This window comes from Rhizobium sp. BK619 (assembly GCF_014195245.1).
GTDB classification, from domain to species: domain Bacteria; phylum Pseudomonadota; class Alphaproteobacteria; order Rhizobiales; family Rhizobiaceae; genus Rhizobium; species Rhizobium acidisoli.
Window position 1 is genome coordinate 65,316 of sequence record NZ_JACIBH010000006.1, and the last position, 24,512, is coordinate 89,827.

19 protein-coding genes are annotated in these 24,512 nt (G+C 62.2%); 5 read left to right on the plus strand and 14 right to left on the minus strand.

Annotation, left to right across the window (positions count from 1 at the left end; genetic code table 11):
* Positions 1-3 precede the first annotated feature (3 nt).
* Together FHX14_RS12655 and FHX14_RS12660 are read right to left on the minus strand one after the other, a co-directional pair.
* On the minus strand, positions 4-1,290 hold the full coding sequence (locus FHX14_RS12655) for an ATP-binding protein (RefSeq protein WP_184377309.1): 1,287 nt from the start codon (positions 1,288-1,290) through the stop codon (positions 4-6).
* 2 nt (positions 1,291-1,292) lie between these two features.
* Positions 1,293-1,979, minus strand: a complete 687-nt coding sequence (locus FHX14_RS12660; protein ID WP_184377310.1) for a response regulator — start codon at positions 1,977-1,979, stop codon at positions 1,293-1,295.
* Positions 1,980-2,323: 344 nt separating this feature from the next.
* Here FHX14_RS12660 and FHX14_RS12665 point away from each other — a divergent pair, with 344 nt between their 5' ends.
* From FHX14_RS12665 to FHX14_RS12675, 3 genes are read left to right on the plus strand one after another with little or no spacing between them, the layout of a single operon-like run.
* On the plus strand, positions 2,324-3,397 hold the full coding sequence (locus FHX14_RS12665) for an efflux RND transporter periplasmic adaptor subunit (protein ID WP_184377311.1): 1,074 nt from the start codon (positions 2,324-2,326) through the stop codon (positions 3,395-3,397).
* Positions 3,397-6,549 carry an efflux RND transporter permease subunit gene (locus FHX14_RS12670; RefSeq protein ID WP_184377312.1) on the plus strand — a complete coding sequence of 1,051 codons (3,153 nt, stop codon included), beginning with the start codon at positions 3,397-3,399 and terminating at the stop codon, positions 6,547-6,549. The genes FHX14_RS12665 and FHX14_RS12670 overlap by 1 nt, the downstream gene beginning before the upstream one ends.
* Before the next feature lie 13 nt (positions 6,550-6,562).
* Complete coding sequence (locus FHX14_RS12675; RefSeq protein ID WP_184377313.1) at positions 6,563-7,141, plus strand: hypothetical protein; 579 nt, start codon at positions 6,563-6,565, stop codon at positions 7,139-7,141.
* Positions 7,142-7,153: 12 nt separating this feature from the next.
* Here the strand turns inward: FHX14_RS12675 and FHX14_RS12680 are convergent, their stop codons facing one another.
* From FHX14_RS12680 to FHX14_RS12725, 10 genes are all read right to left on the minus strand, one after another.
* Complete coding sequence (locus FHX14_RS12680; protein ID WP_184377314.1) at positions 7,154-8,569, minus strand: mandelate racemase; 1,416 nt, start codon at positions 8,567-8,569, stop codon at positions 7,154-7,156.
* Position 8,570: 1 nt separating this feature from the next.
* Positions 8,571-9,587, minus strand: a complete 1,017-nt coding sequence (locus tag FHX14_RS12685; protein ID WP_184377315.1) for a hydroxyacid dehydrogenase — start codon at positions 9,585-9,587, stop codon at positions 8,571-8,573.
* A 4-nt stretch (positions 9,588-9,591) separates the two neighbouring features.
* Positions 9,592-10,410 (minus strand): TIM barrel protein, encoded by an 819-nt coding sequence (locus tag FHX14_RS12690; protein ID WP_184377316.1) that lies wholly within the window; start codon positions 10,408-10,410, stop codon positions 9,592-9,594.
* A gap of 11 nt (positions 10,411-10,421) precedes the next feature.
* Positions 10,422-12,293, minus strand: a complete 1,872-nt coding sequence (locus FHX14_RS12695; RefSeq protein WP_184377317.1) for a glycosyl hydrolase — start codon at positions 12,291-12,293, stop codon at positions 10,422-10,424.
* A gap of 45 nt (positions 12,294-12,338) precedes the next feature.
* The gene (locus tag FHX14_RS12700) at positions 12,339-13,172 is read right to left on the minus strand and encodes a 5-deoxy-glucuronate isomerase (protein WP_184377318.1); all 834 of its coding nucleotides are present in this window, start codon (positions 13,170-13,172) and stop codon (positions 12,339-12,341) included.
* Positions 13,172-14,230 (minus strand): oligopeptide/dipeptide ABC transporter ATP-binding protein, encoded by a 1,059-nt coding sequence (locus tag FHX14_RS12705; RefSeq protein ID WP_184377580.1) that lies wholly within the window; start codon positions 14,228-14,230, stop codon positions 13,172-13,174. The genes FHX14_RS12700 and FHX14_RS12705 overlap by 1 nt, the downstream gene beginning before the upstream one ends.
* On the minus strand, positions 14,230-15,276 hold the full coding sequence (locus FHX14_RS12710) for an ABC transporter ATP-binding protein (protein ID WP_246713386.1): 1,047 nt from the start codon (positions 15,274-15,276) through the stop codon (positions 14,230-14,232). The genes FHX14_RS12705 and FHX14_RS12710 overlap by 1 nt, the downstream gene beginning before the upstream one ends.
* Positions 15,266-16,399, minus strand: a complete 1,134-nt coding sequence (locus tag FHX14_RS12715) for an ABC transporter permease (RefSeq protein ID WP_184377320.1) — start codon at positions 16,397-16,399, stop codon at positions 15,266-15,268. Before FHX14_RS12715 ends, FHX14_RS12710 begins: the two co-directional genes overlap by 11 nt.
* 12 nt (positions 16,400-16,411) lie before the next feature.
* Complete coding sequence (locus FHX14_RS12720) at positions 16,412-17,398, minus strand: ABC transporter permease (protein ID WP_184377321.1); 987 nt, start codon at positions 17,396-17,398, stop codon at positions 16,412-16,414.
* Positions 17,399-17,499: 101 nt separating this feature from the next.
* Positions 17,500-19,425 (minus strand): ABC transporter substrate-binding protein, encoded by a 1,926-nt coding sequence (locus FHX14_RS12725; protein ID WP_184377322.1) that lies wholly within the window; start codon positions 19,423-19,425, stop codon positions 17,500-17,502.
* 188 nt (positions 19,426-19,613) lie between these two features.
* Between FHX14_RS12725 and FHX14_RS12730 the strand changes: the two genes are divergently transcribed.
* Together FHX14_RS12730 and FHX14_RS12735 are read left to right on the plus strand one after the other, a co-directional pair.
* On the plus strand, positions 19,614-20,621 hold the full coding sequence (locus FHX14_RS12730; RefSeq protein ID WP_184377323.1) for a LacI family DNA-binding transcriptional regulator: 1,008 nt from the start codon (positions 19,614-19,616) through the stop codon (positions 20,619-20,621).
* Complete coding sequence (locus FHX14_RS12735; protein WP_348649246.1) at positions 20,621-21,979, plus strand: alpha-L-fucosidase; 1,359 nt, start codon at positions 20,621-20,623, stop codon at positions 21,977-21,979. Before FHX14_RS12730 ends, FHX14_RS12735 begins: the two co-directional genes overlap by 1 nt.
* Before the next feature lie 174 nt (positions 21,980-22,153).
* Here the strand turns inward: FHX14_RS12735 and FHX14_RS12740 are convergent, their stop codons facing one another.
* Both FHX14_RS12740 and FHX14_RS12745 read right to left on the minus strand, forming a co-directional pair.
* The gene (locus FHX14_RS12740) at positions 22,154-23,047 is read right to left on the minus strand and encodes a class I SAM-dependent methyltransferase (RefSeq protein ID WP_184377325.1); all 894 of its coding nucleotides are present in this window, start codon (positions 23,045-23,047) and stop codon (positions 22,154-22,156) included.
* Positions 23,048-23,340: 293 nt separating this feature from the next.
* Positions 23,341-24,399, minus strand: a complete 1,059-nt coding sequence (locus tag FHX14_RS12745) for a LacI family DNA-binding transcriptional regulator (protein ID WP_184377326.1) — start codon at positions 24,397-24,399, stop codon at positions 23,341-23,343.
* Between the last annotated feature and the right edge of the window lie 113 nt (positions 24,400-24,512).

Below are 24,512 nucleotides of genomic sequence, written 5' to 3' on the forward strand. Positions count from 1 at the left end.
AAATCAGCCTTCGCCGGCCGCACCGTAGGGCATCGGCCGCCTCGGAAGCTCCAGCGTGATCGCCAGGCCGCCGGCCTCCGGCAGCGAGGCATGCACGCGCCCGCCATGACGTTCGATCGCCTGCCGGGTGATGGCAAGACCCAGGCCGTATCCGCCTCTCGGCACGGCGTCTTTGCCGCGCGAAAACGGCTGGAAGATGCGTTCGAGTTCGTCCCGGCCGACACCTGGCCCCTGATCCCCAACGCGGATCGTAAGGCGATCGGACCCTACCTCGCAGGACACTGATATGCGCGAATGCTCGTCCGTATACTTGACGGCGTTGCGGACGACGTTTTCGAGCGCCCTGTAGATCAGTTCACCTTCGACCTCGGCCCGGAAGATGCCGTCGACACTCGTCGTGATCGTCACCTCGCGGGCCTGGGCTTCGAATGCGGCATCGCCGAGGATTTCGTTCAGCAGCTCGATGACGTCGAGGGTCTGCGTCTTCAGCGGCCGGCCGGATCCCGCCGTCAGCCTGGCGAGGGTCAGAACCTCGCCCACCAGCGTATCGAGCCGTTCGACTTCCCGGTCCATGCGGTCGAGCATGGCGCCGAGTTTGGCCGGGCTTTGCCTCAGAACGCCGACCGCGGCCTGCAGGCGGGACAAAGGCGAACGCAGTTCGTGGGAGACGTCGTGGAACAGCCTCTGCTGCGCATCCTGGAGTTCCTGAAGCCGGGCGGCGCTCGCATCGAAATCATAGGCAAGCGCCGTCACCTCATCCTTTCGGCCAGCCATTTTGTCGCCAATGCGAAAATCGAAGCGGCCATGGGCAAGCGCGCTCAAGCCGTCGCGCAGATGCACGACGGGGCGAATGAGATATCGCGCCAATGCGCCGGCCGCGATCGTGCTGGCGATCAGGATGGTGAACCACGGCATGAACGGGCCAAGATTGTCGAAGATGGAGCTGGCCGGGGCCGACACGGAAAGCCGGTAGCAGACGCCATCCTTCAGCACGGATCGGGTGGTCACCGTGTTCTTCGCAGCGCAGGCATCGGCTTCCGCCGGTTTCGAAAGGTTGAGGCCGAGCGGCTGCGTCTTCTCGCTCGTGGAGACGAAACGGGCAGCGGCGTCTTCGCCGTCCTGAACCAGAATATTTGCGGTCAGGTTCAGCACCAGCGCCCGCCGCTCCTGTTCGAGCTCGCCTGCGAAGGGAACCGCCTGAAGCAATTTGACGATCAGGATGATGACAGCGAGGCTTGCCGCCAGCGTCAGCCAGATGATCCTGAAGAATTTCCAGAAAAGCCGGGGCATGGTCAGTCCACGAGAAGTTGATAGCCCTGCCCGCGGACGGACTGGATCCAGGATTGTCCGTCCTCCCGCAGCCCGAGCTTCTGGCGAACGCTGCTGATATGGACGTCGATACGCCGGTCGAACGGCGTGAGCGGTTTGCCGAAGGCCCGCTTCGAAATATCCTGCTTCGACACCAGTTGGCCGGCGCTGCGGGCGAGAACCTCGAGCAGGCTGAATTCGGTGCCGGTCAGCTCCAAGGTCTCGCCGCGCCATTCAGCACTTCTGCTGCCGGAGTGGATCACCAGCTGCCCTGCCCTGATCGTGTCGGTCGATGCGCCGGCTGCCGGCTGCCCCGCGCGGCGCAGGATGGCGCGTAGCCTCGCCGCCAATTCACCCGGCGAACATGGCTTCGGCACATAATCGTCGGCACCGAGATTGAGACCCGATATCCTGTCCACGTCATCGCCTCTTGCAGTCAGCATCAGAACGGGGACCTGGCTCAGTTTCCGGATCCTCTGCAAAACTTCGATCCCGTTCATCCGGGGCATCATGATGTCGAGCACGATGATATCGACCGTATTGCCGGCGGCAGCGGCAATGGCAGCGCGACCGTCGGTATCGGTTACGACGTCATACCCTTCTTCGATCAGATATTCCTGCAGAAGCGTCGTCAGCTCGGCATCGTCGTCGATGAGGAGAACCTTGTTCATTCACTTCGTCCGTCATTAGAACGGGATGATTTCAGGCCGGGTCGGCCTAAAATCTGAATCCTGTTCTACATAAGAGTTAGAGCATGATGTCATGAGAAAACCGCTCACACTTTTCGGCATCATGCTCGAATCCCGGCAGCCATACAGCAGATGCACGCTCGCGCGGCCAAGTTTTACCCAACTTAACACTAACTTGACCGCACTTAACGTTCGCCCCGTTACTTATCCTGCCATGACATCGACGCGAGCCGGGATTGGATTGCCGTGCATGAGCCGCAATCCGTCATCGAGTTGATCGCGGATCGGGAAAAGGCAGCGATGCCTTTGACCACAAGGAGTGATCGTTGAGAAAACCATTCAGGCTAGGCGCCGCCGCTCTCGTTGCGGCCGCGCTTTTCTTCCCCCTGCGCAATGCCGCGGCCGAACAGGCGGCAGCACCCGCTCTTACCGTCTCCCTGACAACACCGGCGCAGCGGGACTGGCCGGAGACCGTTCCGGCAAGCGGCTGGCTGAAGCCTTGGCAGGAAGCGATCATCGCCTCCGAAACCGGCGGCCTGCGGATAACCGATGTCCTGGTCGACATCGGCTCCGTGGTCACGAAGGGACAGACGCTCGTCCAGCTTTCGAAGGAGAGCGTGCTCGCCGATCTGCGCAAGCAGGAGGCGGCGGTCGAGAACGCCAAGGCAAGTCTGTCGAAGGCCAAGGCCAATGCCGACCGGGCGCGGCAGCTGCAACCTTCCGGCGCGCTTTCCGACGAGAAGATCGTCGAATATCTGGCCGATGAGCAGACGGCAACGGCAAGTCTTGCATCCGAAGAAGCCGCGCTCGACAGCGAAAAGATCAAGCTTGCGCAGACGACGATCACGGCCGTCGACGACGGCGTGATCACGTCGCGTTCCGCCAATCTCGGCGCCGTCGTCTCCGCCGGCACCGAGCTGTTTCGCATGGTTCGCCAGCAGCGTGTCGAATGGCAGGCCGAAGTGTCGGCACGTTACCTCCCGCGCATTTCCGAAGGCTTGAGCGTCAGGATCAACGGACCGGACGGCCAGGTCATCGACGGCAAGGTGAGACTTGTCGGGCCTTCGGTCAGCACCGATAACAGCCGGGCAATCGTCTATGTGGCGCTTCCCACCGGCGTCCGGCCGCGCACCGGTCTCTATGTCACCGGCAATATCGAATTGCAGACCTCCCCGGCGCTGACCGTTCCCGAGACGGCGATCGTGTTCCGGGACGGCATCAGTTACCTCTTCACTTCAGGTGAGGATCAGAGGGTCAAAAAGGTCAGGGTGGAAACCGGCCGCCGCAACAATGGCGAGGTGGAAATCGTCTCCGGGATCGATCGCTCGGCGAAAGTGGTGAACTCGGGCGGCGCGTTCCTGTCCGACAACGACCTCGTGAAGATTGCGGAGACAAACTGATGAACTTCTCAGCCTGGTCGATCCGAAACCCCGTACCGGCGATATTGCTGTTTGTGATGCTGACAGCCGGCGGGCTCTTGGCCTTCAAGCAGCTGCCGATCCAGAATTTCCCTGACATGGATCTTCCCACGATCAATGTCACCGCGACGCTCGACGGCGCAGCGCCGACGCAGCTCGAAACCGAGGTGGCCCGCACCATCGAGGACAGTCTTGCCGCGCTCAGCTATCTCGATCACATCACCACGACGATCACGGACGGCACTGTTTCAGTCAAGGTGTCCTTCAAGCTCGAAAAAGACAGCGAAACGGCCCTGAACGAAGTCCGCAATGCCGTCGACAGCGTCAAGGGCGACCTGCCGGCGCAGATGGAATCACCAAGCGTCACCAAGGTCACCGTACAGAGTTCCGCACTGGTCACCTATGCCGTCCGCTCGACCGCTCTCAACGAGACCGAGCTTTCCTGGTTTGTCGACAATGATCTGACCAAGGCGCTGCTTTCGGTGTCCGGTGTCGGGCAAGTCAACCGCATCGGCGGGATCGACCGTGAGGTTCATGTGGATCTCGATCCCGCGACGATGGCGTCGCTCGGGGTCACCGCGGCCACCGTGTCGTCGCAGTTGAAGGCAGTGCAGACGGATACGTCGGGCGGCCTTGGCGAAATCGGCGGCACCCGCCAGACCTTGCGCACGCTCGGCGCCCTGCCATCGGTCGAGGCGCTGAAGGGGCTCAAGATCCCCCTGGCAAACGGCCAGCAGGTTCGCCTCGATGACGTCGCATCCATCACCGACAGCTTCGCCGAGCGCTCATCGATGGCCTATCTCGACGGCAAGTCGGTGATCGCGGTCGAGATCAAGCGCTCGAACGGATTTTCCGACAGCGGTGTTGCCGCCGATGTGGACAAGGCGATCAGGGAGTTCGCCGCCAAGCATTCCAACGTTGAGATCGACGAGGCTTACAGCACGATCGGCCCGATCATCGGCAACTATGATGGTTCGATGCACATGCTCTACGAAGGCGCGATCCTGGCGATCATCGTCGTCTGGCTTTTCCTCCGGGACTGGCGGGCGACGATCCTGTCGGCCGTGGCGCTGCCCCTGTCGGTCATACCGACCTTCCTTGTCATGTATCTCGCCGACTTCAGCCTGAATATCGTCACGCTGCTTGCGCTGTCGCTCGTGGTCGGCATTCTCGTCGACGACGCCATCGTCGAGATCGAGAACATCGCCCGCCACCTGCAGATGGGCAAGCGGCCGATCGATGCCGCTCTCGAAGCGGCCAACGAGATCGGACTTGCCGTCATCGCAACCACCTTCACGCTGGTTTCGGTGTTCCTGCCGACCGCGTTCATGAGCGGCATACCGGGCCTTATATTCCGCCAGTTCGGCATCACCGCTGCCGTCGCCGTGCTTGCCTCGCTGGTCGTCGCGCGTCTGCTGACGCCGATGATGGCCGCCTATTTCATGAAGGCCCATCCGACCGAGGAAAAGGACGGCCGGATCATGCGTGCCTATATATCAATCGTGAAGGCCGCCATGCACCGCAGGAAGACGACCGTGGCCGTCACCGCCGTCGTCGTCGCACTCTCGCTTTCGACCATTCCCCTGTTGAAATCGGGCTTCCTGCCCGCGTCCGACGACGCGCGGACCCAGATCACGCTAACCATGCAGCCGGGCGCTACCATCGAGCAGACCGACGCCACCAGCAGGAAGGCCGCAGATATCATCGGCAAGCTTCCCGACGTGACCCATGTCTTTTCCGCCGTCGGTTCGGTGTCCTCGGGCGGCGGTCCCGACGCCGGCACCACGAGCGATGTCGGATCGGCGACGATCGTCGCTGTGCTGCCGCCCATCGACGAGCGCAATCGCAAGCAATCGGAAATCGAAAACGACATCCGGCAGGCGCTTTCCGTCCTCCCCGGCGTGCGTGTAGAGGTCGGTGGCGGCGGGAATGGCACGAAGCTCGAGATCACGCTGGCTGGCGACGATGCAAATGTCCTCGACAGCGCCAGTACGGCGCTCGAGGAGCAGCTCCGCTCACTGCAGGGCATCGGAGCTGTGACATCGACTGCAGCGAGGCAAGCGCCTGAGATCCAGATCACGCCCGACTTTGCGCGCAGCGCCGCACTCGGGGTCACGTCGAGCGCCATCGCCGAGGCCGTGCGCGTGGCGACCAACGGGGAATATTCCGCCGACCTGCCGAAGCTCAACCTGCCTCAGCGGCAGATTCCGATCGTCGTCCGCTTCTCGCCCGAGGCGCGCACCAATCTGGACGACATCAAGAACATGCGGGTGGCGGGAACCAACGGTAACGTCGATCTCGGATCGATCGCCGATGTGAGGATCGGGGGCAGCCCGTCGGAGATCGACCGGATCGACCGGATGCGCAATGTCACCCTTTCCGTCGAGCTCAACGGCCGCATCCTCGGCGACGTCAACCGAGAAGCGCAGGCGCTGCCGGCGCTCCAGCATCTGCCCTCGGGCGTCACCCTGGTCAACCAGGGCGAACTTCAGCGCAGTTCGGAGCTGTTCCAGAGTTTCGGGCTGGCGATGGCGATCGGCGTCTTCTGCATCTATGCGGTCATGGTGCTGCTCTTCCACGATTTCCTGCAGCCGCTGACGCTTCTGATGGCGCTGCCGCTCTCGCTCGGCGGCGCGTTGGTGCCGCTGGTGGTGACCGGAACGAGCTTCTCCATGCCTGTTGTCATCGGCCTGCTCATGCTGATGGGCGTGGTGACGAAGAACTCCATCCTGCTCATCGAATATGCGATCATGTCGCGTCAGCGTGGCATGTCGAGATTCGACGCCTTGGTGGATGCCTGTCACAAGCGCGCACGGCCGATCGTCATGACCACCATCGCCATGGCCTCGGGCATGCTGCCGGCCGCGCTCAGCCTGATGGGCGGCGATTCCAGCTTCCGCCAGCCGATGGCAATCGTCGTGATCGGCGGCGTGGTGATGTCGACGCTGCTCAGCCTCATCGTCATTCCGGTTATCTTCACCTTCGTCGACGATCTCGAACAGATCCTTAAACGGGCCCTGCGTCGGATCGGACTGGCCGAGGACCTCGCCGGGGATAAACCGCATGCGTCCAACGATCACGCGGCGATCGCCTTCCAACCGGAGATTTCGAAACGGGGACAAGCTCAGAGATGATGCCCCACAGGTGATGGGGCAGACGCTGCCCCACCGCGCAATGGCCGGTGACGGCACCCTCTTCGGTCGCGTTCCCCTCCCCCGGAACAAGACCGCGGGACGTGTTCCCCCGCAGGCGGCCACAAGCCGCCTGCGCGTCCTGCATCTTCTGGAAACGCTAGTCCAAGCACTCATCCTGATTGCAGTTGCGCCGTGCCTATCAGCTGCCGGCAGAGCAGATCTCGCGCGCGTCGCCACAAGAACCTTTACCAAACTTTACACTTCCTTAACTGCGCTTGACATCCGCACAGTTATTATGGCGCGACCTCAGCTCAATCTGGAGTGTCGTGTGTCCAAGGCACATCGAAATATTCTGCTTGGCCGCTTCGCGGAGGGGAAAGTCATACTCGCCGCGATTTCGCGGCGGGCGCGACCGTTTCACTCGATATTTTACGACTATAAGATTGCGAAAGTTCTTCGACTTGCCCTGCAAGATAATTACGTCTTGCTCTCTCATTTTCTGAGTGAAGCGATTGAATCAGGCCGTGCGCAGAGCCTCCGAAAAGAGAGTGATGCTCTGTCGGAAGACATTTCAATTGGTGGAACGGGGTGATTGATCGCGCGCTCACGACAACGGCTCCATTGCTTCGAAATCGGGCAAGGCGCCGCTGGCATATCCGATCGCCCCGAGCGAACCGATGGCAATCCGGCCGTCGCGGATCGACAGCAGTGGTCCTTCGGCACCCCGCTCGTAAATATCCGGGTGGGCAGCAGCAAAACGCGCCATCTCCGCCTGCGGCGCACCCTGCATGCCGGCCACATAATGATGACCGTTGCGCTCGACATGGGAGAGGCCGAGCAGCGAAACCAGCGCCAGATCCTGCTGCACGGCAAGTCCGGCCTGGCAGGTCAGGTCTTCGCCGGAGAGGAACAGGTTCGGCACCCCTGTCGTTCTGATGCGGATCGCCTTGAGGAGCGAGCGATAGACGCCCTTGCAGGTCTTCGAGGAGACGCCGGTATAGCCGAGCTCACGGGCGTGGGCGAAGGCCGCGTCGCCATCGTCGCTCTCATCGATCAGGAAGGGCAACTCCGCCGCCAGAGCCCTAAGTGGCGTCTGCATGGTGATCGCGCGCGAGAACGGCTGTTCGATAAAGGCAATGGCCGCCCGCAGCCGCGCCAGCCGCGGCATCGCCGCCATGCGCGCCAGCAGGTCGGCAAGCGGTTCGGCAGCGGCGAACTGCTCATTGCCGTCGACCGTCACCCGGTAATCGGGCAGATGGTCCAGCACCGCGGCAATTCGCGCCAGCCGGTCGAGATCGGCATCGACCTCGCCGGAAAGTTTGATCTTGAACCAGTGATTGCCATAACGCGCAATCACCGCCTCGAGGCTTTGCGGCAGGCCGTCATCAACGGGATGAACGATATCCCTCTCGGTAATCGGGTCGAGCAGCCCGATCGTATGCCGGGCCGAGATCGAACCGGCGGGGCGAAGCCCGGCAAGCGTTGCGGAAGCGGCATCCGCGCCGATATCGCCGGGCAGCATTGAGCCGCCGATGCCGACCAAGTTGCCACGCACCGCATCGAAGAAGGAAATGCCGGCAAGACGGCAATAGGCATCGAGTGCTGCGCGGGCGATAAGCGAAGGTCCGAAACCGGCCGCCAATGGATTTCCGGGCAGGCGCCGCACGGTTTCCATCTCGTTCACCCGGGCGGCGGCAAACAATGTCGTCGGCGCGGACGCTTCGAGCGAGGCAGCCGCCGCAACACGGATCGAGCCGCGCAATTGATCGACATTCTGCGCCGGCGTGAAGGCCGGGTTTTTGTCGAACCATTTCGGCACCATCATTTCGGCGGCAGCGCCGACGGCCGTCTTTCCCTTCTCATCCTCGACACGCACCCTGAGAAAGGCCTGCGGTGCCTTTTCGAGGGTTGCCGCGCCGAAGCGGAACGGCAGGCGCAGGCGGGTATCGCGCTCGAAGGTGTCGATCTCGACAATTCTGATGCGCGGCGCCGTTAGGGAAGCTCCGATGTTTCTGTCCATTTTACGCCATCCGGTCGAGCATGGCGCGCGACACTTCGTGATGGAGCGGCTCCCGGCGCAGCAGCCGGCCGATCTCGTCCACCATGGCCTGCCCTTGGGCGAAATGCGCCTCTTCGGTATGGCCCGCGGCATGCGGCGAAATGGTGACATTGGCAAGCGCCGGGTCGCGGAACGGGCTGTCCGGCGGCAGCGGCTCCTTGTCGAAGACATCGAGAGCCGCCTCGATACGGCCGGACCGGATCTCGGCAAGCAATGCCGCCTCATCGACCAATTCTGCGCGCGCGGTGTTGATGAACAATGCGCCGGGGCGCAACAGCGCCAGTTCGCGGGCGCCGATCATGCGGCGCGTTTCCGGCAGAACTGGCGCATGCAGGGTAATCACATCGCTTTGCCCCAGCGCATCGTCCAGTCCTGTTCGAACGACGCCGAGTGCCGCGGCCTCGCTGTCATTGAGATAGGGATCGACGACCAGCACGCGGCCGCCGAATGGCACGAGCAGACGCATGACTGCCCGTCCGACATATCCGGCGCCGACGATGGCGACCGTTCTGGCGCCGAGCAATCTTTGCGGCACGGCGGCGCGGACGTCGAGCCAATCACCGCCGCCGCGCAGAGCATGATGCAGCCGGTGAATGCCGCGCATGGCAAGCAGTGCTTCGGCGACGACGAACTCGGCAACCGAGGCGGCGATTTTCGAGGCGGAATGGCTGACACGAAGGCCGTCGTCGAACAGACGGGCGGGAACGAGCGTGCGGACGCTGCCGGCCGAATGCGCGATAAGGGCAAGTTGCGGATGGCGCTGTCGCGCTGTGGGATCGAAGGGCGGCGTGCCCCATCCGGTCAGGCAGGCCGTGGCGCCCTGCAGCAGCCGGTCGGCATCGGCGGCATCGATCGTGGCGACGGCCGGCCAGCGCACGTCGCCCAGCGCATTCAAATCAGCGGTCGCCGCATCGTCCAGCATCATGCGACGGGTCTTTTCGGTCAGAAGGACGGCGATGACGGGCGCTTGTTTGCTCATGCTTCTACTCTTTCGCTGCGGCGACCAGGCGCCTGAGATAGGAGAGATCGGCGCGGGCCTTGTCGAGCGCCTGTTCCCGGGGAACCCGGTATTGGGAATGCACCGAGAGCACTCCGGCGAAACCGGTGACGACGAGATGCGGGATGATGTCGTTCCAGGGCACCATGCCGTCGTCGAGCCCGTACCAGTCCGAATGCCAGGCACGCTGGCCCGGCACCCCATAGGCGCCGGGAAACCAGCCGCAATTCTTGACACCCATGCAGCAGAACCACGGGTCGAGAAGGTCGAGGGTCAGGCGCCAGTCCTCGCTTCCCTCGCGGATGATCTGGTTGGCCGGATCGGGATAGGCGCCGACGCTGATCGGATCGCGCCCGGCCAGCAATTGCATCGCCAGCGCGCCGGAGCTGTGCAAGGTCCCGCCGTGCAGCTGGATCGTCAACTTGACGGCGAAGCGTTCGGCGAGACGCTCGAAACCATCGAGGTCACGCCGCGCCTCATCGACCTGCACCTTCCAGCGCCGGGACGGATCATAACGCCAGAAGCCGAGCCGCACCTGGCCGATGCCAGCCTCGCCGCAAAAGCCGAGAAGCCGCGACGCAGCAGCGTCGGGCCGCGTGAAATCGATGGTCGCCATCGGGATGCTGAGGCCGGCATCGGCAAAGAGCTTTGCGGCCTTGACGATTTCCTCCGGCCGGTCGGGAGAAACGGCATGGCCGTCGCGAACGAGAAGATCGGCACAGTCGAACCCGAGATCCGCGATGATCTCCGCTGCCGTCTCCGGCGGCAGGCCTTCCAGGGTCTTAGTGAAATAGGCGATATCCATGATGTCCCTGCTCATCGACTGGAAACACAGAACTCGCTGTGGCGGCCGAAGGCATCGCGGGCGCGCACCGCATAATGCACGCCCTCAGGCGGCGACATGTGCAGGAATGCCGTGGAGAGCAGCGGCGCCGGACTGACCTTTTCAAAGGTCTTGCCGTCGGTGCTGATGAGGACATCGTAGAAGACGGCGGCGGGGCCGGCATCGCCGGCCGCCCAGAACAGCATGCGCTCCTCCCGGCCGCCGAGACCGAGGTAGCGCTCAACGACGAGACCGGTGGGTGCTGCCGGCGGTGCGCCGATATCGGGAACGACGAGCACCTGCGTCAGCGACGGCAAGGGCACGTCGAGATCGACACTGACCCGGCCGTCGTCGCAGGCGACGATGCTGATCGGATGCAGCAAGGCCGGCTCCTGGGCGCGGCGCAGTTCGGCAAACTGCGCTTCATCAGGAACGGGCGGCGCGCCGACCGGTTCGAAGGGACCGCGCGGATTGCTTTGGTCGCGCTGGGCTTCCCAGACCTCCATCGGATTGGTGAATTCCTCGTCGATGCGCAGCAGGCAGAGCGCATGGCGGCCGGGAGCGAGCCCTTCGACCTCGAGGCGGACGGCGGTCCGGCCCGAGCGGTTGATGGCATCGACGCTGTGGATGAGGCTGATGGAAACACCGCCGCCCGGCAGTCGCGTCGGCAGGATCGCCAGGCCATCCTGATCGGGCGTCAGCGGCGGCTCGGCCGTCACCTTGCAGACGGTATCGCCGAGCGTCGCCAGCAGCTCCATCGATGTGAGGCCGGGCTTCTTGATGATGTCGAAGGGCGGCGCACTGTCGATGTCGGTCACCAGCTTTTCCAGATCGGTCTTGTGCTCCCATTGCGCCTTGGTGAAATTGCGCGGCCCGAAATAGGCAAAGATCGTGCGTTGGCTCCAGCCGCCGATAAAGGCGTGGTCATTGCTGAGGAAGGTGAAATTTGCCGCTTTCGGAGCGATGATGCGCCGGTCGTGCTGCTCGATGATGCGGGCGATGATCCCGGCGTAGTAGGCCTTGCCGTGCCAGCTGTGAGGGTCGCTCCAGCCAAGCTGCGGGTCGCATTCGTCGTTGATGATCGGCAGGCCCGCCAGCCGCGGATGATGCTCCTTGAGATAATCGACGACGAGAAGCGTGCGATCGACGATCGCGTTCGTCTTCGGCGTCAGATCGTCCTTGCTGCCGTTGACGCCCTTTTCGTGGATCGAAATGTAGTCGATGCGCGGCGGGCCGTCGCCGGTCAGGCAGCTCGTGCCGCTGTCGCAATGGGCGATCAGGGCGCGAAAGATCGGCGAGAGCGTGCGGGCGGTGCCCGGCCCGCCCATCGGCAGGCCGGGATCGATGGCGTCGAGGCCTGCGACGCAGGCATCGTAATAATTGGTGTAGCCCTTGATCCCGTAAGTCCACCAGCCGGAGTCGGCCTCATTCGTCGTTTCGAAATACCATGTGCGCAATTCGTCCATGCCGTAGCGCGCGCCGTAGCGGTCCACCGTCACAGTGACGAGATCGCGCCAGCGCCTGACCTGGTCCATGTCCTCATAATCGGTGAACAGGCCTGACGGGTTGCCCATCAGCTCGAAGAACGGCTTCAGGCGGTGTTCGATCATCACGTCGAGCGCACGGTCGAGCAGCGACCAGTCGTAGCCGCCCGTACCGCCGGTAGCGCGCAGCAGATTGTAAAGGTAGTGGACCCGCAAATAGCGGATGCCCTCGTTCGGCAGGCCGCCGATATAGGCAAGCATCTGGCGCATCTCGGGTTCGAGCAGCAGCTCGGCAGGCGAAAAGCCGGTGCCGCGCCAGAACCGCTCGAAGGGGCGTACCGCTTGGCTGGCATCGACGTTTATTCGCGTCCGTTCACGCATGGATCGTTCTCCTAGAAGGGAAAGGCTGTCAGCGCAAAAGCCGGATTATTTGAACTTTTCGCGCATTGCATCGATGCCGGGGATGGTCTTGGTCAGATGCTGGTGCGCCGGATCGAAGCGCTGGATCAGCCCTCGGCGATGCTTGCCGACAAGAATGGTGAAGATATAGCCGCGATGCCCGGGCGAGGTGACAGTGGGGTGGTAGCCGCGATCGACCAGGACAGTATCGCCGTTGCGGGTCATGAGGATCTTGACCGGACCGTCATCGTCATAAGTGATCTGGCTGCCGAAGCCGGTCTCCGGCTGGAAACGGTAATGATAGAGCTCCTCGTGCAGGGTCTCGGCATCGCCGTCTTCGGTATCGTGCTTGTGGGGAGGATAGCCCGACCAGCAGCCCTCGCCGGCATAGAGTTCGCTCACCAGGAGGTTCCCGCAGCGGCCGTTCTGCCGTTGCCCGAGCAGGTGAGCGATCCGCCGCTGGCTGTGCGTGTCGGGCGAGCCGACATTGACCGCGTCGACCTCATCAGGCGTCACCCGGAACGGCGCGTAGCGCCTCTCACAGAGGCCGCCGGCGATGGCGACTTCCGCCGGGCCGCCACGGGCCGATATCCGGACATTGGCCTCGACGGGTGCGTAAACCGAATCCGCATCGCCTCCCCAGATATCGGCTCGCCGGCCCACAGCTTCGAAGCTGATGTCATCCACCTCGATATCCACCTGCCCCGACAGCACGACGTAGAGGCTTTCGTGCAAGGGCAGCCGCCGCGTGTCCCGGCCGTCTGCCGGAAGCGTGACGAGGTCGAAATAGATGAGATCGAGCGTCCTGGAGGAGGTATCCACAATGGGACGCTGCTCGGAGCGTGGAATGAATTCGGGCATCAATTGAACTCCGCAACGGTACGGTCGGCGAAAGGGTTGAGGGTCAGGGTTTCGGCGTGATGGCAGGCCACCGCATGTCCATCGGCGGTAACGGTGCGCAGGGCCGGCACTTCCTGCTTGCACAGCGCGGTGGCATAGCGACAGCGCGGATGAAAGGCGCAGCCGGGAGGCGGATGCGCGGGGTCGGCGACTTCGCCCGCCAGCCGGATGCGCCGGCCGTGGCGGCGCATCCTCGGATCGGCGATCGGCACCGCCGAGAGCAGCGCTTCGGTATAGGGGTGGCGCGGACGCGAAAAGATCTGCTCCGTCGGCGCCTTTTCGACGACCCGGCCGACATACATGACGGCGATATTGTCGGAGATGTGCCGGACGACCGAGAGGTCGTGAGCAACGAAGAGATAGGTCAGGCCGAACTGTTCCTGCAGGTCCTGCAGCAGATTGATGGTTTGCGCCTGGACGCTGACATCGAGCGCCGAGACGGCCTCATCGGCGATGACAAGGCGCGGATTGGAGGCCAGCGCCCGGGCAATGCCGATGCGCTGGCGTTCGCCGCCGGAGAAAGCATGCGGATAACGGCGCATATATTCCGGCCGCAGGCCCACACTCTGCATCAGCTCGGCGACCCGGTGCTCGAGCTCCCGGCCCTTGGCGATGCCGTTGACGCTAAGCACCTCGCCGATGATGTCGATGACGGGAAGGCGCGGATTGAGCGAGGATTGCGGATCCTGAAAGACGATGCGCAGGTCGCGGTGGATTTCCTTGAGGGCCGGACCGGAGAGGGCCGCGAGATCCACCGTGCCGCCGCTGCGATCGCGATAGCGGATTTCTCCGCTCGTCGGCTGGTAGATGCGCAGCACGGTGCGGGCAAGCGTCGACTTGCCGCAGCCGGATTCCCCGACAATGCCGAGCGTCTCGCCGTCTTCGACGCGAAGCGAGACGCCGTCGACCGCCTTGACATGCCCGACCACGCGCCGGAAGGCGCCCTTGCGGATGGGGAAATGCATCCTGAGATCGTTCAATTCGAGCAGCGGGCTTGGTTGCGTCATGGGATCGGCCATCATTGTCTTCCCTCGTAAAGCAGGCAGCTGGCGACGTGCCCCTTGCCGATCAGGACGGCTTGCGGATCCTCGCGGTCACAGAGGCCCGCCCTCGCCTCTCGGCATCGGGGATGAAAGCTGCAGCCTTCGGGCCTGTGGAAACGCGAGGGCACCATGCCTTCGATGGTCGCCAGCCGTTCGCTCGGCTGTCCGTGCAGGCGCGGCACCGATTGCAGCAGGGCCTTGGTGTAGGGATGAACAGGTGCGTGAAAGATCGTGTCGACATCGCCCGCCTCCACCACCCGGCCGACATACATGACGACGACCTCGTCGGCGATCTCGGCCACCACACCGAGATCGTGGGTGACGAACAGCACCGAGAGCCCGAATTCGGCTTGCAGCGAGGCGAGCAAATCGAGGATATTGGCCTGAGTGGTCACATCGAGCGCCGTGGTCGGCTCGTCGGCGATTAGGAGCTTCGGGCGGCAGGCGAGCGCAAGCGCAATGCAGACACGCTGGCGCATGCCGCCGGAGAACTGGAACGCATAACTTTCCATGCGCTCGGCTGGCCTCGGAATGCCGACCAGCGCCAGCGTCTCGATCGCATGCTCGCGCGCTTCCTTCTTTCCCATCTTGAGGTGCAGGCGGATGACCTCCACCATCTGGTTGCCGATCGTATGGACGGGCGAGAGGGCTGCCATCGGCTCCTGACTGATCAGGCCGATTTGGGCGCCGCGGATCGCCCGCATGTCGCGGCCGCGCGGATCGAGCGAGGCGAGATCAATGGCGGGGACTGCCGGATCGGGCCGGTAGCGGATTGCGCCCGAGACGATCCGCCCACCCCGCGGAACCTGGTTGAGGATCGAGCGGCCGGTGATGCTCTTACCCGACCCGGATTCGCCGACGACGCAGACCGTCTTGCCGCGCGGGATGGAGAAGGAGACGCCGTCGACCGCCCTCACCGTGCCCGCGCCGCCGAAGAAATGCGTCCTGAGGTCGTCGACCTCGATCAGCAGATCGCGATCGGCGCGCCCGCCGCCGGCGGCGAAATGGGAATCAGTATTCATAGGGATCTGCAGCATCGCGTAATCCATCACCAAGGAAATTGAGGGCGAGCACGGTGACGATCACCGCAAGACCGGGAAGAAACAGCCAGGGCGCGCTCGAAACCGCGAGAATGTTCTGCGCTTCCTGCAGCAGCACGCCCCAGCTCACGACAGGCGGACGCAGGCCGATGCCGAGGAAGGAAAGCGCGGTTTCGGCAAGAATCATCGTCGGGATGGCAAGCGTCACCGAGGCGATGATGTGGCTCATGAAGGACGGCACCATATGCCGCCAGATGATCCGCATACGCGAGCAGCCATCGAGATGGGCGGCGATGACGAAATCTTCCGTCTTCAGCGACAGGAAACGGCCGCGCACCACCCGCGCCAGATCCGTCCAGCCGATCAGCGACAGGATGACGGTGATCCAGAGATAGACCAGGATCGGATCGGCGCTGATCGGAACGGCAGCCGCAAGCCCCATCCACAGCGGAATGGTCGGGATCGAGTTGATCAGTTCGATGCAGCGCTGGATGACATCATCAACCCAGCCGCCATAGAGCCCGGAGATGCCGCCAAGGATAATGCCGAGGGTGAGGCTGATCGTGACCCCGATCAGCCCGACGGACATAGACACGCGGGTGCCGTGCACCGTCCGGCTGAAGACGTCGCGGCCCAGCCGGTCGGCGCCGAACAGGTAGAACGGTTTGCCAGCCTCGACCGGGCCGATCAGGTGGCGGTTGAGATCGAACAGCCCCCAGAGCCGGTAAGGTTCACCTTTGACGAAGAAGCCGACGGGAATGACGACGGCCGGATCGGGCACATAATTGCGGCTGAGCGCGATCGGGTCGATCTTCATCGAATAACCGTTGACGTAGAGCGGATGAAATCTCCCCGCTGCGTCGTAGCCGGCAAATCTCAGCTGCTGGGGCGGCGCATAGGTGTAACGGGAATCGTAGGTCTGCGACGAAACCGGGGCGAGAACCTCGGCAAAGAGAGCGACCAGGTAGATCAGCACGATGACGACGCCTGCCGCCAGCGCCAGCCGGTGGCGGCAGAAACGCCACCAGATGAGCTTCCACTGTCCTGCCGCGGCGGCGGTATTTCTAGTGGGTTCAGACGATAGCGCGATGGCTTGATCGGTCATATCTATCGTCCTTCAGCCGTTGCGGATGCGGGGATCGAGCCAGGCGAGCAGCAGGTCCGAGATCAGCGTGCCGATCAACGTCAGCACGCTCATCAGCAGGATGAAGGTGCCGGCGAGATACATGTCCTGGGCAAACAGCGCGTTGAGCAGAAGCGGCCCGGTGATCGGCAGGCTGAGGACGATGGAGACCACCACCGAGCCCGAGACGAGGTGCGGCAACACCCAGCCGACTGTGGAGACGAAGGGGTTGAGCGCGACGCGCACCGGATATTTCAGCAGCAGCCGAATTTCGCTCAGGCCCCGGGCCCGCGCCATGTCGACATAGGGCTTGTTGAGCTCGTCCAGCAGGTTGGCGCGCATGATGCGGATCAGCGCCGCCGTCGCACCCGTGCCGAGCACGACGACCGGGATCCACATATGCGAGACTAGATCGCCGAGCTTGGCCCAGCTCCAGGCGGCGTTGATGTAAGCTGGCGAAAACAGCCCACCGACGCTCTGGCCGAAATACTGCGCCGAGACGAACATCAGCACCAGCGCCAGCAGGAAGTTCGGAATCGCAAGGCCGAGGAAGCCGAAGAAGGTGGCGAAGTAATCGCCCACCGAATATTGCCGCACTGCCGAATAGATGCCGATCGGAAAGGCAACCACCCAGACGAAGAACAGCGTGGTGACCGAGACCACCATCGTCAGGCCCATGCGCGCCCAGATCAATTCGCTGACCGGCTTGTTCCAGTCGAGGGACTGGCCGAAATCGCCGCGCAGCAGGATGCCGCTGATCCATTTCCAGTATTGCACCGCCCAGGGCTGATCGAGGCCATACCGTTCGCGCAGGCCGGCGATTACGCTAGGATCGACTGTCTCGTTCTGCGAGGCGAGACGCGCGGTCATCGCGGTCAGGAAGTCGCCGGGCGGCAGCTGGATGATGATGAAGGTCACGACTGAAATCGCGAACATCATCGGGATCATATAAAGCAGACGTCTGATGATGAAGCCGGCCATGTTCAAGCTCCTTCGACTGGCGATCGCCGATCGGTCTGGGGGATGGGGCGGGGCTGCTACCGGAATGGCGCCCGCGGACGCCATTCCGGCCGATCATGTGTCTATTGCTGGTAGTAGAAGGTCTCCGGCTTTGCCGGCCCCGGCGTCATGTAGAAGGACGTGCTGGGGATGACCTTGGGGACGTTGCGCATATTGGTCTTGACGATGCCGACGCGATCCGGCTCGAGATTGGTGCCGATGACGTAGAATTCGTCACGGGTGATCGCCAGCAGCTCCTTCATAGCTTCGAGCTGCTTTTCGAGCGTCGGGGCTTCCTGCACCTGGCGGTAGAGATCCATCTGCTTCTTGGCGGCCGGGCTCGGTTCCTGAGCGTTCGGATCCTTGGGATTCTGATAATAGAGGCCCCAGGCGGTGGCGAAGCTCGATTCATATTCGTGCGGGAAATACCATTTGGGATCGAGCAGGCCGAGGAAGTCGTAGCCGCCGCCGCCGACCCAGGCGAGGCCGTCATTGTCGTTGTTCTGCAGGCGCGAGAAGATCAGCGACCGTTCGGCCGGGCGCGGCTGCATGTCGATACCGACCGCCCGCCAGTAGCGCTGGATCATTTCGAGCGCATCGACCTGGATCGGGCTTCCGGTCAGCGCATCGATCGCAAAGGTGATCCGCTTGCCGTCCTGGCCGAGACGATAACCGTCGGCGTCTTTCTTGGTCAGGCCCGCCTTGTCGAGATACTGGTTGGCGAGGTCGACATTATATTCCAGATATTGCGTCGCCATCTTCTCGTCGTAGAGCGCTGTGCCCTCGCGGGGCGCGGCCTGATAGGGCTTGGCCTGTCCGGCATAGATCAGCTGGTTGAGCTCCTCGCGGTTGATGGCGTAGCTGAGGCCGATGCGGAAATCCTTGTTGGAGAAGACGGCGCGCAAGGCCGGGTTCTTGTGCGTTTCGTTCAGGGTGATCAAAAGGGCGTTCGACCATGCCGGCCGGGCGATGAACAGGCCGTAACCGGCCTTCTGCTGGTTCTGCACGATCACCGTGCGGGCGTCCGTCGTCTCGATGAAGCGGTTCTGCATGTCGATTTCGCCGCTGATCGCCTTCAGGATGATCGCCTGGGTATCCTGCATCACGTCGATGGTGATGCGATCGAAGTAAGGCAACTGATTTCCTGAAGTATCCACCTTGGCATAATAGGGATTGCGTTCGGCGACGACCTGGGTGGTGCCGTTATAAGGCGCGGTCAGCACCCAGGCATCGAGCGTCGGCCGGCCGAGATCGCGCCAGCGGCCGGGAAAGCCGATCTTGTTGTTGAAGAGCTGGACCCAGTCGGTCGCACCCGCCGCCTTCACCAGGGCGTCGACGCCGTCCGGATTGAAATCCTTGTGGAATTGCTTGAGGTAATGCGCCGGTGCGGCCGCCAGAATATCAGAACCGCGTACCGTCGCCATGTTCATCAGGAACAGGCCGTTCGGCGCAGCAAACTTGAAGACGACCTTGTCGTCGGCAAGCTTTTCGACCTTGACGGTCTGACCACCCGCGGTCAGCCAATCGGGTGCAGCAGGCGTAATCTTGGTGTTGCGCAGCACGTTCTCGTTCCACCACACCAGATCATCGGCGGTAAAGGGCTCGCCGTCCGACCAACGCGTGCCTTCCCGCAGGGTGAACGTGTATTCGGTGGCATTCTCGTTGACCTCGACGCTCCTGGCGATGTCGGGGATCACCTCGGTCCATTCCGGATTCCAGCGGACCAATCTCGTATAGCCGATCGAACGTTCGATCTCGCTGTCGCCGCCGCCAAAGGTGGCCGTGCGCCAGGTGCCACCATAGGTCCCGACCGATTCAAGCGGGGTGAGCACCAGCGGCTCCTTCGGCAGCCGTTTTTCCACCGGCGGCAGCTTGCCGGCGTCGACCAGCGCCTTCAATTCCGGCGACTCCTGAAAGCCGAAAGCGGCGCCGGCCCAGCCGGCACCCATGAGGATCGCCGCGGCAACTGTGGAAACAACCTGCCGCCGTAGACTTCTGACGTGTTGCATTCTCTCCTCCCAATATTCTGCTTAGGTTATCGTTAACGTATTCTCCTCAATTCAGAACGTTAACGTTATCGTTCTATCTTGTCAAAAAGATTCGTATTGGCGGAATGTACGCCCGCAAAGGCTTGGCTTTCGCCTGATTTATGTTAGTTATCGTTACCGTAAATTTCTTACCCCATTAGAGACAGCCCTTGAGCAGCCCCAAAGAACCGGATTCCAACATAACCATCGCCGATGTCGCCCATGCCGCAGGCGTGTCGCCGATGACGGTATCGCGCGTGCTCAACGGGCGGGGCGGCGCTAGCGCCGAAACCAGTCAACGCATTCTCTCAGCGGCGAACGAACTCAATTACCGCCCCAACCCCTTTGCGCGCGGATTGCGCTCCGACCGGTCGAAGACCATCGGCCTTCTTGTTCCCGATATCACCAACCCGTTCTTTCCCGAGGTCATTCGGGGGGCCGAGGATGCGGCGAGTGCGGCCGGTTACAACCTGCTTCTGGCCAATGTCGTCGAGAACAGCAAACGCGAGGAGGAGCTCATCGAAGCGCTGCTGCGGTATCGGGTCGACGGGATCATCGTCTGCAGCGCGCGGCTGCCCGATGCAGCACTTCACAAGGCGCTGGCGCCCCACCGCGCCGTCGTGCTCATCAACCGCGAGGCGCCCAACGAGATCGCCGGAACGATCGTCACCGACTACGAGACCGGGGCATCGCGTGCCGTCGACCATCTGGTCGAGCGCGGCCGCCGCAAAATCGCGATCGTCGCCGGGCCGCGCAGCTCCTTCGGCGGCAAAAGCCGCCTCGTCGGCTTCCGCAAGACGCTGACGGCCCATGGGCTGAAGGCGCATGGCATCGTCTACTGCGATCCGACGGCGGCGGGCGGACAGACGGCAGCAGCGCAGTTGCTGGCGGAAATGCCCGATATCGATGCGCTTATCTGCTACAACGACCTCAATGCGATCGGCGCCATGAAGGCATGCCGGGCAGCCCATATCTCGATCCCCGAGCAGATCGCCCTCATTGGTTTCGACGACATCCCGACGGCCGAACTGCTGTCTCCGGCGCTGACCACACTGCGGGTGCAGAAACGGGAAATGGGAGAGGAAGCCGTGCGCCTGCTGCTCAGCCGCATCGCCACCAAGAACCGTCAGCACGGCATCGTCATCGTGCCCGAGCTCATCGTCCGCGAAACGACCTGATCGACGATCAACAGGAGGAATATCCCATGGATGGCGACAATCTGCAGTCACTGGCCTTGCCCGAGGAGAAGAAGGGCTGGTTCGTCCACGAGCGGTTCGGCATGTTCGTGCATTGGGGGCTCTATGCCCTGCCGGCGCGCCATGAATGGGTCAAGAGCCGCGAAGAGCTTGATGACACCGACTACCAGAAATATTTCGATTATTTCGACCCCGATCTCTACGACCCCCGCGAATGGGCAAGACGCGCCAAGGCCGCCGGCATGAAATACGTGGTGCTGACCACCAAGCACCATGAAGGTTTCTGCCTCTGGGACACCAAGGCCACCGACTTCAAGGTGACCAACACGCCTTATGGCAAGGATCTGCTGCGCCCCTTCGTCGACGCCTTCCGCGCCGAGGGCCTGAGGATCGGCTTCTACTATTCGCTGATCGACTGGCATCATCCCGACTTCACCGTCGATCCGCGCCACCCGCAGCGCAATCATCCCGATGCGCCGAAAATCAACGAAGGCCGGGATATGCTCCGTTATGCCGCCTTCATGCGAGAGCAGGTGCGCGAACTGCTGACCGAGTTCGGGCAGATCGACATCATGTGGTTCGATTTCAGCTATCCGCAGTGGAAGCTCGGGGAGCTCGTCGGCAAGGGCCATCGGGATTGGGAAAGCGAGAAGCTCGTGCGCATGGTGCGCGAGCTTGCCCCCGACATCATCATCAACAACCGGCTCGACCTTGCCGGCCTCCTCCCCGACATCGTCACGCCGGAACAATATATGCCGCGCGCCTGGCCGAAACGCGACGGCAGGCGCGTCGTCTGGGAGGCCTGCCAGACGCTCAGCGGCTCTTGGGGCTACCACCGCGACGAGGACACCTGGAAAAGCACGGAGCAGCTGGTGCAGATGCTGGTCGGCACCGTCGCGATCGGCGGCAATCTGCTGATGAATGTCGGGCCGACGGCACGTGGCACGCTCGACCATCGCGCGATATCGGCCCTTGCCGCTTACGAGGAATGGATGGCGCTGCACGAGCGCAGCATCGTCGGCTGCACCCAGTCCGATTTCACCGCGCCGCCGGATTGCCGCCTGACCCAGAACGGCGATCGTCTCTATATCCACCTCTTCAACTGGCCCTATAAGCATCTGCATTTCGATGCGCTGGCCGGGAAGATCGAATATGCGCAATTCCTGCACGATGCCCGCGAAGTCACCTGGCTGCGCCCGTCAGCCAATACCTTGTGGGCGAATACCCAATTCCCCGTCGGCGAGGAGGAGCTGACTTTCGTCCTGCCGGTGCGCCGCCCCAAAGTCGTGGTTCCGGTCATCGAGGTCAAGCTCAAGGCGGGAAGTGCTTCTGGCATCTAGGGCACTTAAGGCCGCGCCTGCACTGAGGGTTTATATCGCCCTTGACAGATCTCTGATTTCTCCAACTCGTGCGAGGGCGTGCGGGCGCTGTCGAGAAGCTCCCAGCTGGACGAATTACTTACGAGAATTTTAAGTCCGACTGCGCTTTTCGATGGACATGCCTGAACGGAAAACTCAGGGGCCCTCGTAGAGTCTTCCATAAATTTCCTCGCCGTAGTGAGGACCGTTTTCGCCGGGACTACGGGTGCGTAGATAGATGGCGCGGTATTCCCTGTCCCAATCAGTCCGCGATATTATCGCATCTTCAATGCCTCGCGCCGCCATCGACGGCACTGCGCCTTGAAGAACAAAAGATAAATAGTAGTCTAAATATTTCTTTCTGCATAAGTAGGCCTTTACATCCGTCACCATAAATACAGCCAGATCCGGATTTGACGTGTAAATATATTTAAATATAGCGGGAAGCACCTGTGAGTAATTCAAGTTAGTGTAATCGTCAAAAACGGCAATGCCCCCAGCCGACAGGAGTTCATTGCATAGTTTCATTTCTTGAAATGTGGTTCTGTACGCATGGCTGGAATCAACATGAATAAATCGACAATTCTTCCGGAGTTGCTTATAGTCCGGGTAACGCGAGCGAAACTCCTCCGACCCACAGAGAATAAATTCCATATTAGCATTTATTGCCCGTATTTTTTCCACCTGCAGGTATTCGGCAACATCAACCAGAACGAACTTTTCTGATGGCCTGACCCGAGGCGCTATGATTGCGGCGGAGCGCCCCTTGTAGGTACCGAATTCAACAATGTTCCCAGAAACTTCCGGATTTGTTGCTTGAAGTGATAGCAAACTATCCATTGCGGCCATTGAAAACAGTGAGAGCATCCCATCAATCTGATCTGCAACAATCCGCGAGGATCGGAATTGCTCCGCATCGGACTGAACTGCCGTCCCATCCCACGCAACCAGGTTCTTCCGGCTGGGGCGTCTATGGCTTCTGATTGCCTCAAACAAGGGCTTTGGCAGTACCGTTTTGGCCGCCTTTATCATGCGTTGCTTCGTAGACACCCCGATGCTCCAAATCTTCAATAATAACCAGTACGGAAAGTGGGCTTAACTCAGTTTTGCGGGAGGGGCAAAAGGGTTTACGAACGAGGCGGCGCTTTTCGTTACGAACTCTCACAAATTGCGCACAGGTCTCCTGCGCCATTGTGAGTAAGCTTAGGAGCGGTTAACCAGGGGAGGGGCAAGGTCAGTCCTGTCGCGAGATTGGTGCACCAGCGCGATTCCTCGGCGGTCATGTAGATATGGCCCTAGCTGATGGGGCCGGCGAGTGCGGACCGACGGAGCCGGCCTTGCCACTAGCCCTGTTTCGCGTCGTCGAACCCGATCAGGCTGCCGCGGCTGACCAGCGACGGTATCTGCAGAATATGCTCGGAGGCGGTGCGGCCTTCTATTCTGGAAATGAGGGCCCGGGTTGCGACCTGACCGAGTTCCCTGCCCGACTGATCGATGCTTGCGAGATTGACGAGGCCGAGAGCTGCGGTCGACGAATTGTCATATCCAATGACTGCGAGGTCCTCTGGCACGCGCACGCCCATCTCCATCGCCAGGCTCAGCAGCGTGATCGCATCGAGATCGCTCCAGCAGAACACAGCACGCGGCCTGTCCTTCCGTGACAGGAACTTTCGCATCGCGGCTTCCCGCTTCGGCGAGGCGATCGGAATTTTGCCGATCGGTGCGGAGGCGCCGAGCGCGCCGCGCTGCATCGCCCGACGGTAGCCGATCTCACGCTGGCGGACGACCGACACCGCATGCCCCTCGCGCTCGCCGAGACTGAGCATTTCGATGTCGCGATAGCCGCAGGCGAGCAGCGCTTCGACCGCGATCTCCGCTCCGCGCTGATCGTCGGCATTGACGGTGTCGAAGGCCGTGGCGCCGGCATCGTGATAACCGACCGCGACGATCGGGATCTCCACCGCGAACCTTGCGATGATCTCCGAGGGCAAGCGCGGCGCAACGAGGATCAGGCCGTCCATCTTGTAATCGATCATCGATTCGATCAGCGACGTCTCCAGTTGCACGCGCGCATCGCTGACGCCGATCATCGCCTGATAATGCGAGGGCGCCAGCACCGCGTTGACGCCGGCGATCACCTCCGGAAGGAAAGGATTGCGGATGTCGATCAACAGCACGCCGATGGTGAAACTGCGGCCGCGCAGCCCCCGCGCAGCCCGCGAGGGCCGATAGCCAAGCGCCTCGATGGCGTCGGTCACCCTGGCGCGCAGCGCTTCACTGACGCCGTAGGCGTTTCGCATCACCTTGGAAACCGCTGCGACCGAGACGCCTGCATGGGTTGCCACTGTCCGGATCGTCACGCGATCGTTTCGTTGCGGCTTTCGTTTGTCTTCGACTGACATGGACTCTCTGGCTTGCGGCTGCGAGCCGTCATTAAGTGCCCGCGGAACCACCATGGCAGACTGGCGATGAAATTTCTATTGCGCTTCCGAAGAAAATGTAGAACGTTATATGG

Coding starts and splice junctions, on each gene's coding strand:
- FHX14_RS12715 (WP_184377320.1), bottom strand. CDS start 16,399: ATGACCGATCAAGCCATCGCGCTATCGTCTGAACCCACTAGAAATACC.
- FHX14_RS12685 (WP_184377315.1), bottom strand. CDS start 9,587: ATGAGCAAACAAGCGCCCGTCATCGCCGTCCTTCTGACCGAAAAGACC.
- FHX14_RS12725 (WP_184377322.1), bottom strand. CDS start 19,425: ATGCAACACGTCAGAAGTCTACGGCGGCAGGTTGTTTCCACAGTTGCC.
- FHX14_RS12710 (WP_246713386.1), bottom strand. CDS start 15,276: ATGAATACTGATTCCCATTTCGCCGCCGGCGGCGGGCGCGCCGATCGC.
- FHX14_RS12675 (WP_184377313.1), top strand. CDS start 6,563: ATGGGGCAGACGCTGCCCCACCGCGCAATGGCCGGTGACGGCACCCTC.
- FHX14_RS12655 (WP_184377309.1), bottom strand. CDS start 1,290: ATGCCCCGGCTTTTCTGGAAATTCTTCAGGATCATCTGGCTGACGCTG.
- FHX14_RS12660 (WP_184377310.1), bottom strand. CDS start 1,979: ATGAACAAGGTTCTCCTCATCGACGACGATGCCGAGCTGACGACGCTT.
- FHX14_RS12720 (WP_184377321.1), bottom strand. CDS start 17,398: ATGGCCGGCTTCATCATCAGACGTCTGCTTTATATGATCCCGATGATG.
- FHX14_RS12680 (WP_184377314.1), bottom strand. CDS start 8,569: ATGGACAGAAACATCGGAGCTTCCCTAACGGCGCCGCGCATCAGAATT.
- FHX14_RS12700 (WP_184377318.1), bottom strand. CDS start 13,172: ATGCCCGAATTCATTCCACGCTCCGAGCAGCGTCCCATTGTGGATACC.
- FHX14_RS12670 (WP_184377312.1), top strand. CDS start 3,397: ATGAACTTCTCAGCCTGGTCGATCCGAAACCCCGTACCGGCGATATTG.
- FHX14_RS12745 (WP_184377326.1), bottom strand. CDS start 24,399: ATGTCAGTCGAAGACAAACGAAAGCCGCAACGAAACGATCGCGTGACG.
- FHX14_RS12690 (WP_184377316.1), bottom strand. CDS start 10,410: ATGGATATCGCCTATTTCACTAAGACCCTGGAAGGCCTGCCGCCGGAG.
- FHX14_RS12695 (WP_184377317.1), bottom strand. CDS start 12,293: ATGCGTGAACGGACGCGAATAAACGTCGATGCCAGCCAAGCGGTACGC.
- FHX14_RS12705 (WP_184377580.1), bottom strand. CDS start 14,230: ATGGCCGATCCCATGACGCAACCAAGCCCGCTGCTCGAATTGAACGAT.